Below are 8713 nucleotides of genomic sequence, written 5' to 3' on the forward strand. Positions count from 1 at the left end.
TCCTCTCAAGAGACCAAGAATTATGGAGTTTGCCCCTCATCCGCCTGCCTGCCGCACTCCTGTCCCTTTCCCACCGGTGGGGAAGAGCAGGGTGGCAGGCATTGGCCGAACGAAGGTGATCATCGCTAGCGTTTGAACGTGTTGGCGATGAAGGGCAGGGCACTGACGGTGACCGGCAGGTACTTGCCGCGCACCTCCGCGAACAACTGCGTTCCGGGGGCGGCAAGCGCCGTCGCGACATAGCCGAGCGCGATCGGGCTTTCGACGCTCGGGCCGAAGCCGCCGGAGCTGACCTGGCCGACTTCCGCCTTGCCGTCTGCGTCGGAATAGAGCTTTGCAGGCGGACGTACCGGCGCCTTGCCGTCGATCTTCAGGCCGACCCGTCGCCGTGCGGCGCCCTTTTCCAGTTGACCGAGGATGATCTCGGATCCCGGGAAGCCACCGGCACGTTCGCCGCCGGTGCGCCGCACCTTCTGGATCGCCCATTCGAGGGCGGCCTCGACCGGCGTGGTTTCCGTGTCGAGATCGTTGCCGTAGAGGCAGAGCCCGGCTTCGAGGCGAAGCGAATCACGCGCACCAAGGCCGATCGGCATAACGTCCGGATGGTCGAGAAGGCGACGGCAGACCGCCTCGGCCTGGGCGGCCGGGATCGAAATCTCGAAGCCGTCCTCGCCCGTATAACCGGAGCGGGAGACGATGCAGTCCGCATCGTGCAGGTCGCAGGCCCGCACATCCATGAAACGCATCCCGGCGATGTCGCCCCAGAGCTCGGCGAGCACCGTTTCGGCGCGCGGACCCTGCAGCGCGATCAGCGCCCGGTCGGCCAGCATCGTCACGTCGCAGGTTTCGCCGAGGTGCTGCTGCAGGTATGCGAAATCGGCATCCTTGCAAGCGGCGTTGACGACCAGGTAGAGGTGGTCACCGCGATTGGCGATCATCAGGTCGTCGCGGATGCCGCCCTGGTCGTTGGTGAAGAGCGCATAGCGCTGCCGTCCCTCGGCAATGCCGAGCACGTCGACCGGCACGAGCGCCTCGAGGGCGCGGGCCGCATCGGCGGTGTTGCCGGACCGGGCGCGAATGGTGATCTGCCCCATGTGGGAAACATCGAAAAGCCCGGCGGCAGCCCGCGTATGAAGGTGTTCCTTCATGACGCCGGCAGGAAATTGCACCGGCATCTCATAGCCGGCATACGGCACCATGCGGGCACCGAGCGAGACATTCAGCTCGTGCAGCGGGGTTTTCTTAAGGTCAGACGAAACGTCCAAAGGCGCCCTCCAGTCTGGCGCTTCACGCGCCGGCTCATCTTCGGCGCCGCAGCGCCATTTCGTGAGCCCCCTCTGTCCCGTTCGCCTGAGATTGTTATCCCTTCGGCGGGCGCGTGAACGCCTCTCTCCAGAGTCCTGTCGGCACCTTGCTGGTCCTTTTGCCTGAGAGTTTCCGGGGCGGTTGCTCCTTCGGCACCGGCCTGCCGTAATCCGGCGGCCAGCTTCTCCCAGCGAGGTATGTGCCACATAACGGCGTCATTTCGAATTTGGCAAGAGCCAAGCGTCGCGGCTCGGCAAATATTTGTCGCCCTGGCCGGAGCCGCGACAATGACATCGCAAAAACGCAAAAGGCGGCTTCGGTAGAAGACGCCCGCGGTCGGAAACGGAGGGTCAGGAGCGGCCTTAGTCTTCGGCGGTTGGCCTGGCGTCCGGATCAGCGAGAGACTGGCCGGCGATTTCCGCGTAGATGCGTTCAGCCTCTGCGGCGCTGATGTCGGGCTGGCGCTTGGTCGTCAGCAGGGCCAGCGCCAGTGCCGGCGGCTGGACCAGGGTCAGATAGGCCTTCACGCGCTCGTCGCCATCGATCCTGGCTGCATCGCGCCACGCTTCGATCTTCTGTTCAAACAGCGTGGTGGCGCGCGCCACGGGCTTGCCGGCCTGCGCGGCGTAGGCAGCGGTTACGGGCGATACTGTGACGATCTGCGACATGAAAGCGGTCCATGTTCGACTGGAATAGCGACTTGTTAACAGTTGCAGATTGTTCAGACGTTAATCCTAGGGGTTGCATTTTAAAAAAGTTTTAACGGATCACCGTGCCCGAGGACGCACTTGCCTTCGGCGGGCGAACTCCGCCATAAAGCGGGCAGGGTCCGCAACGGACCGAACGAAATGGCCGCGACGGCGGCGGGGTGATCCTATGAAACCGATATTCGTCCAACTGCAATGTGCTCCCGGCAAGACCTATGAGGTGGCCGACGCCCTTTACGCGACCGAGCTGATCTCGGAGCTCTACTCCACCAGCGGCGACTACGACCTGTTGCTCAAGGTCTACGTCGAGAACGAGGAGGACATCGGCAAGTTCATCAACGACAACATTGCCGTCATCCCCGGCATCGTCCGTTCGTTGACGACGCTGACGTTCCGGGCGTTCTGACGGTATCCCTGCAACTTCCCCTTTGCCGGCACATGCGTTAAAGCACGGCGCTGACGGAAGAGAAGGCGAAGATGGCAGGCATCGAACACAGGCAGGTGGACCAGGACGAGGCGGGCATGCGGCTCGACCGCTGGTTCAAGGTCCACTATCCGGGGCTTGGCTTCGGCCAATTGCAGAAGCTGTTGCGTTCCGGGCAGGTTCGCCTCGACGGCGGCCGCGCCAAGACGGATACCCGCGTGCAGCCGGGCCAGACGGTGCGCATCCCGCCGATGGGCGTCGATGCCAAGGAGACCAAGGCCGGTCCGATCGGCGGCCGCGACCTGAAGCACTCGCCCGACGGCGAGCTGCTGTCGCGCATGCTCCTGCACGAGGACGACAAGGTGTTCGTGCTGAACAAGCCCGCGGGCATTGCCGTGCAGGGCGGTTCCGGCGTGACCCGCCATATCGACAAGATGCTGGAGGCCTGGACCAACCAGAAGGGCGAAAAGCCGCGCCTGGTCCACCGCCTCGACCGCGACACCTCCGGTGTGCTCGTCGTCGCCCGCACCCGAGGAGCGGCGCAGAAGTTGACGGCCGCCTTCCGCGAGCGCGACACGCAGAAGACCTACTGGGCGATCGTTAAGGGCGTACCGCGCAAGCGCGAGGACAAGATCTCGACCTGGCTCGTCAAGGAGCAGACGCCGGACGGCGACCGCATGCGCATCGCCAAGCACGGCGAGGACGGCGCCGACCACGCCGTTTCCTACTATCGCATCGTCGAGCAGGCCGGGCAGAATTTTGCATGGCTGGAGATGGAGCCCTATACCGGCCGAACCCACCAGTTGCGCGTCCACGCCGCCCATATCGGCCATCCGATCCTCGGCGATCCGAAATATTTCGACGCCGATATCAACTGGACCTTTCCCGGCGGCGTGCAGAACCGCCTTCACCTGCACGCCCGCCACATCGACATCCCGCATCCCTCGGGCGGGCGGCTGCGTGTGACAGCGCCCTTGCCGCCGCACATGGTGCAGACCTGGAACCTGTTCGGCTTCGATCAGACGGCGGCGGACGAGGAAGACTAGAGATGCGCCTCGTTCTTTTCGATTGCGACGGCACGCTCGTCGACAGCGCCGGCCTGATCCATGAGGTGATGGCGCGCACCTTCGATGACTTCGGCCATGCCCGACCCGCACTTGCCGCCACGAAGGGTATCATCGGCCTGACGCTCGACATCGCCATCGCCCGCCTGCAGGGCAAGCCGCATGTCGATGAGGAGGCCCAGGCGATGACGGCGCACTACAAGCAGATATTCATGGGCGTGCGCGCCGAACCCGGTTTCCAGGAGCCGCTCTTCCCCGGCATCGACGGGTTGATCCAGCGTCTCGAAAGGGAAGACGAACTGCTGCTCGGGGCGGTGACCGGGAAATCGCGGCGCGGCCTCGATGCGATCCGGATGGCGCACGGTTTCGAAAAGACCTTTTTCGTCTCGCGCACCGCCGACGACTGCCCCTCCAAGCCGCACCCGGCGATGGTCGCCGAATGTTGCGCGGAAACGGGGATCGAATCGGCGCAGACGGTTGTTATAGGCGACGCGATCTACGATATGCAGATGGCCAAGGCAGCCGGCGCGCATGCGGTCGGTGTCGCCTGGGGCTATGCCAGCGTTCCCGAACTTATAGAGGCGGGGGCCGACCACATTCTCAGGGAGCCGGCCGAACTGCTCGAATGGCTGGAACTATCCGATGCGTGACATTCTCTCCGACCTTTCCGACGCGATGAGCGACCCCGATCCGGTCCGCCGCGCCCAGATCCAGATGAAGCGGCCGCTGCCGAAGCGGTTCTACAAGGAGGTGTCGATCGGCGCGACGGACGACGGCTACGCCATCCTGCTTGACGGGCGTCCGGTGCGCACTCCGGCGAAGCGGCCGCTGGTTGTCGCCTCCGCTTCGGTGGCGGATCGCCTCAAGGCGGAATGGGATGCCCAGGTCGAGGAGATCGATCCGGCGAAAATGCCGGTAACGCGGCTCGTCAACACGGCGCTCGACGGCGTGGCGGACAACCGGGACGCCGTCGTCGACGAGATCGTCCGCTTCGCCGGCACAGACATGATCTGCTATCGCGCCGACAGTCCGGAACGACTGGTCGAACTCCATCGCCAGGGTTGGGATCCGGTGCTGGAATGGGCAGCGGCTGCCGTTGGCGCGCGGTTCATTCTGGCCGAGGGGGTCATCCACCAGGAACAGCCGCCGGCCGCGATCGCCGCCTTTGCGTCGGCGCTGGGAAAGTTTTCCTCGCCGCTCGCGATCGCCTGCCTGCACACCGTCACCACGCTCACCGGCTCGGCCATCCTGGCGCTTGCCTTCGCGCATGGGCGCCTCGACTCCGAGACGGTCTGGAAGCTGGCGCATATCGACGAGGACTGGCAGATCGAGCACTGGGGCACCGACGAGGAGGCGTTCCGTCGCCGCGAGTTGCGCCGGCAGGAGCTCGACGTGGCAGCCGGCGTCTTCAACGCGATGCGAACCGGCTGAGAGTGGTCGCAAACCGACGGGAGCACGACGTTACGGCTCCCGACGTCATGCGGCGGCCGATGGGCGGTCACAGGTGCTTCTCTCGACACGTCTGACGCATGCCGCGCCTGTGTGGCTGCCGCAGTCCTGGCAGGTGAGATTTTCCGGCCCGCCGTCTCGCCCTTTGCCCTATAATCTCGGAAGCGAGTGGAACTCCAGCTCAGGCCCGGGCGTGCCGGGCAGGAGGCGAACATGACGTTATCCGAGCGATTATCCCTATGGCAGCCCTATGCGCTGGCTGCGCTCAGGATCATGACTGCACTGCAGTTCATCGAGCATGGCACGCAGAAATTCTTCGACTTCCCGCCCGCACCACAGCCGTTCGGAAATCTGGAGAACCTCATCGGGGTTGCCGGGGTGCTCGAGACGATCGGTGGCGGGCTGATGCTGCTTGGACTCTTCACCCGGCCGACCGCCTTCATTCTTTGCGGCTTCATGGCCGTCGCCTATTTCATGGCGCACATGCCGGTCAACTTCTGGCCGGTGAACAATCGCGGCGATGCCGCGATCTCGTTCTGTTTCATCTATTTCTATCTGTTCTTCGCCGGGCCCGGCGCATTCGCTCTCGACAATTGGCGGCGCTGAGCAGGAAGATCAGGCGGCGAACTTCAGGCCGATGATGCCGGTGACGATCAGCGCGATGCAGCCGAGCCGCATCGCCGTTACCGGTTCGGCAAAGAGGATGATGCCGAGGATGACGGTTCCGACAGTGCCGATGCCGGTCCATACCGCATAGGCGGTGCCCATCGGCAGGCTTTTGACGGCCAGGCCGAGAAGCACGATGCTGATGATCATTGCCGCGGCAGTGAGGGCGGTGGGAAGGGGCTTGGTGAAGCCGTCCGTGTATTTCAGACCGATGGCCCAGCCGATTTCGAAGAGGCCGGCGAGTGCAAGCAAAATCCAGGACAAGTCCTGCTCCATTTCAAAGGAGCGGGGCCGTCCCCGCATTCGTTTCCGCGACTCGATCCAGAGCCACGGCAGCAGCCGTCTGCTGGCGCCAATATCCTGATCGGCGCGTATCAAGGCAAGAGCCGCCCGCGCAATCCAGTTATGCGCGGGCGCCATGGGTCGGGGAGGATCAGGCGAGCCGCTCGGCGTGCCACTTCAGGTGATCGTCCATGAAGGTCGAGATGAAGTAGTATGAGTGGTCGTAGCGCTCATGCATGCGAAGCGTAACGCCGATTCCGGTGTCCTTCGCCGCCTCCTCGAACAGCCAGGGGCGAAGACCGTTTTCGAGGAACTGGTCGGCCTTGCCCTGGTCGATCAGGAATTCCGGGAAGCGCGCGCCGTCTTCGACCAGCGCGCAGGCGTCGTACTGGCGCCATGCGGCCTTGTCCGAACCGAGATACTTTTCGAACGCCGGGGCGGACCAGTCGGCGGTGGAGGGGGCGACGATCGGGGCAAAGGCGGAGCAGCTCTTGAAACGATCGGGGTGCTTCAAGGCGATCGTCATCGCCCCGTGGCCGCCCATGGAATGGCCGAAGATGCCCTGCCGGCTCATGTCGACGCGGAAGTGCTCCCCGACAAGGGCGGGCAGCTCCTCGGTGATGTAGGTGTACATGCGGTAGTGATCGGACCAGGGCTTTTCGGTGGCGTCCAGGTAGAAGCCGGCGCCCTTGCCCATCTGCCAGTTGGTCAGTACGTCCGCCACGTCGTCGCCGCGCGGGCTCGTGTCCGGGCAGACGACGATGAGGCCCAGTTCGGCTGCCATGCGGCGGTATTCACCCTTTTCCATCACGTTGGCATGCGTGCAGGTAAGGCCGGACAGATACCACAGGACCGGGCAGGGCTCTTCGACCGCCTTCGGGGGCACGAAGACGGCGAAGGTCATCTGGCAATTCGTTGCAGACGAATCGTGGGCGTAGACGCCCTGCATGCCGCCGAAGGCCTGGTTCTGGGATAGTACTTTCATGAAAAGCTCCATTGAAGGGATTGCAGTCAGGAGGCGAGTGCCACCGCCGCATTGACGGCGGCTGCGACCAGCACGGTATTGAAGAAGAACGACGCGATGGAATGCGCGAGGTTGAACTTGCGCATCGCCGTGGTGGTGATGGCGACGTCGGAGGTCTGCGCGGTCATGCCGACAACGAAGGCGAAATAGAGGAAATCATAGATCGCCGGTTCGTCCGTCTGCGGGAAATCAAGTCCTCGCTGCTCCGGCTGCATCATCCGACCACCATGCGGCCGCCAGTAGAAATGGGCGTAGTGCAGCGCCGCCATCGTATGAATGGTGAACCAGCCGAGCACGACGGAGGCGAAGGACAGACTGAACTCAAGGGGGCGGATCGCACCGGAGTAGTTCAGGACGCTGAACAGGGATCCGAGCGACACCGCGAAGGCGCCCAGCGTGACCGCGAAGATGACGGGTGCCGGTTCGTCCGTGTCGGTGGCGCGCCTTTGCAAAAAGTCCGCATCGAGATGGGGAATGCGCCTTGCCACGAGCAACAGATATACCAAAAAGAAGCTGATTGCCGGCAGTTGCAATATCAGTTCCCTGACCGATAGCGAAACCGCCAATGCCGCTGCCGCAGCGAGCACCGCGGCGAGGAAGGGCCGGTGGCGTTCCCGGGCGATCGCTCTCAAGGCTGACCTGTTCATGGGCGATCCTGCGCGCGTGCGGATTTCGCCCGGCGACACAGCCGCTCGAGCGTCTCCAGGAACGCCGAGCGATCGCGGGCCGAAAAGGCCGCATTGTAGCCCTTGCTTTCGCCGGTCTCCCTCAAGTGTGCGCCGAGATCGCGCATCGCGCTGGCCATGCCGATGTTGGCCTTGTCGAAGAGCCGGCCGGTCGGCCCGGTAACAAGCGCATCCTTTGCGACGCAGCGACCGGCGAGAGGCACATCCGCCGTCACGACGATGTCATCGGCATGAACATGGTCGGCGATCCAGTCGTCGGCTGCATCGAAGCTTCCCGAGACGATGACGTTCCTGACCATCGGGTCGCGGGAGGGGCGCAGGCCGGAATTGGCGACGAAGGTAACGGCGATCCCGTGCCGCTCGGCGACTTTGAGGATTTCCGGCTTAACGGGACAAGCATCGGCGTCGACGTAGATCATGGCGTACTGGCTTTTTCTCGGATCAGGCGCCGTGGGTCGCTGGCGGCCGGACCATGTCGATGTGAGGGATGTCGTCCTCAAGATATAACCCTGAAGTCGGCGAAAAGCCGAGGAATTCGTAAAATCCCGCCAGATGGCCCTGTGCCGAGAGGCCGATTGGAACGCCGGGATAAAGCCGCTCGCAGGCGGCAATCGCCTCCCGCATCAGCTTTTCGCCCAGCCGCATCCCGCGCTGGTGCGGAGCGACGACGACGCGTCCGATCCTGGCCGGGGCACCGGCGTGCAGCGGCGGCAGTATCCGCGCCGCGGCAACAAGCTCGTCGGCCGCGAGCATCCTCAGATGCAGGGCATCCATGTCCTTGCCGTCCAGTTCGGGGTAGGGGCACTTCTGCTCGACGACGAAGACGTCGACGCGCAATCTCAGCAGGGCATAGAACTCGTGTGCGGAGAGCTCATCGGCCCTCCGCACGTCCACTCGATGGTCGAGTGTGGTCATCAGTAGACCACCACCCCGCGGATGCTTTCGCCCGAATGCATCAGCTCGAAGCCCTTGTTGATGTCCTCGAGCGGCATCGTGTGGGTGATCATCGGGTCGATCTGGATCTTGCCGTCCATGTACCAGTCGACGATCTTCGGCACGTCGGTGCGGCCGCGGGCGCCGCCGAACGCGGTGCCCATCCACTGCCG

At 64.0% G+C, this 8713-nt stretch carries 12 protein-coding genes, 1 pseudogene and 1 riboswitch; of the genes and pseudogenes, 5 read left to right on the forward strand and 8 right to left on the reverse strand.

Annotated elements, in window-relative coordinates; genetic code table 11:
• Positions 1-125 precede the first annotated feature (125 nt).
• Positions 126-1265 carry a glycine cleavage system aminomethyltransferase GcvT gene (gene gcvT, locus C7449_RS20245; protein ID WP_108004714.1) on the reverse strand — a complete coding sequence of 380 codons (1140 nt, stop codon included), beginning with the start codon at positions 1263-1265 and terminating at the stop codon, positions 126-128.
• A 140-nt stretch (positions 1266-1405) separates the two neighbouring features.
• A riboswitch (glycine riboswitch) is annotated at positions 1406-1505 on the reverse strand.
• Between the two features lie 162 nt (positions 1506-1667).
• A complete protein-coding gene (locus C7449_RS20250) occupies positions 1668-1973 on the reverse strand; it encodes a hypothetical protein (protein WP_108004715.1) in 306 nt (101 codons plus the stop codon).
• 208 nt (positions 1974-2181) lie between these two features.
• Here C7449_RS20250 and C7449_RS20255 point away from each other — a divergent pair, with 208 nt between their 5' ends.
• The 5 genes from C7449_RS20255 (at position 2182) to C7449_RS20275 (ending at position 5555) form a co-directional block, all read left to right on the forward strand.
• Entirely contained in the window at positions 2182-2418 is a 237-nt protein-coding gene (locus tag C7449_RS20255; RefSeq protein ID WP_108004716.1) for an Lrp/AsnC ligand binding domain-containing protein, read from the forward strand.
• 71 nt (positions 2419-2489) lie between these two features.
• Positions 2490-3482, forward strand: a complete 993-nt coding sequence (locus C7449_RS20260) for an RluA family pseudouridine synthase (RefSeq protein WP_108004717.1) — start codon at positions 2490-2492, stop codon at positions 3480-3482.
• Positions 3483-3484: 2 nt separating this feature from the next.
• Entirely contained in the window at positions 3485-4150 is a 666-nt protein-coding gene (locus C7449_RS20265; protein WP_108004718.1) for an HAD-IA family hydrolase, read from the forward strand.
• Positions 4143-4931 carry an ATP12 family chaperone protein gene (locus C7449_RS20270; RefSeq protein WP_108004719.1) on the forward strand — a complete coding sequence of 263 codons (789 nt, stop codon included), beginning with the start codon at positions 4143-4145 and terminating at the stop codon, positions 4929-4931. The genes C7449_RS20265 and C7449_RS20270 overlap by 8 nt, the downstream gene beginning before the upstream one ends.
• Positions 4932-5162: 231 nt before the next feature.
• Positions 5163-5555 (forward strand): DoxX family protein, encoded by a 393-nt coding sequence (locus tag C7449_RS20275; RefSeq protein WP_108004739.1) that lies wholly within the window; start codon positions 5163-5165, stop codon positions 5553-5555.
• Positions 5556-5564: 9 nt separating this feature from the next.
• Here the strand turns inward: C7449_RS20275 and sugE are convergent, their stop codons facing one another.
• The 6 genes and pseudogenes from sugE to C7449_RS20305 all read right to left on the reverse strand — a co-directional run.
• The gene (sugE, locus tag C7449_RS20280) at positions 5565-5879 is read right to left on the reverse strand and encodes a quaternary ammonium compound efflux SMR transporter SugE (RefSeq protein WP_108004740.1); all 315 of its coding nucleotides are present in this window, start codon (positions 5877-5879) and stop codon (positions 5565-5567) included.
• A gap of 169 nt (positions 5880-6048) precedes the next feature.
• Complete coding sequence (gene fghA / locus C7449_RS20285) at positions 6049-6882, reverse strand: S-formylglutathione hydrolase (RefSeq protein ID WP_108004741.1); 834 nt, start codon at positions 6880-6882, stop codon at positions 6049-6051.
• Between the two features lie 26 nt (positions 6883-6908).
• Entirely contained in the window at positions 6909-7568 is a 660-nt protein-coding gene (locus C7449_RS20290) for a DUF1345 domain-containing protein (protein ID WP_108004720.1), read from the reverse strand.
• Entirely contained in the window at positions 7565-8026 is a 462-nt protein-coding gene (locus C7449_RS20295; RefSeq protein WP_108004721.1) for a YaiI/YqxD family protein, read from the reverse strand. Before C7449_RS20295 ends, C7449_RS20290 begins: the two co-directional genes overlap by 4 nt.
• 22 nt (positions 8027-8048) lie before the next feature.
• Complete coding sequence (locus tag C7449_RS20300; RefSeq protein ID WP_108004722.1) at positions 8049-8522, reverse strand: GNAT family N-acetyltransferase; 474 nt, start codon at positions 8520-8522, stop codon at positions 8049-8051.
• Positions 8522-8713: pseudogene (locus tag C7449_RS20305) on the reverse strand (S-(hydroxymethyl)glutathione dehydrogenase); the annotation flags it as partial. The pseudogene C7449_RS20305 and the gene C7449_RS20300, both read right to left, overlap by 1 nt.

This window comes from Mycoplana dimorpha, assembly GCF_003046475.1.
GTDB lineage: Bacteria > Pseudomonadota > Alphaproteobacteria > Rhizobiales > Rhizobiaceae > Mycoplana > Mycoplana dimorpha.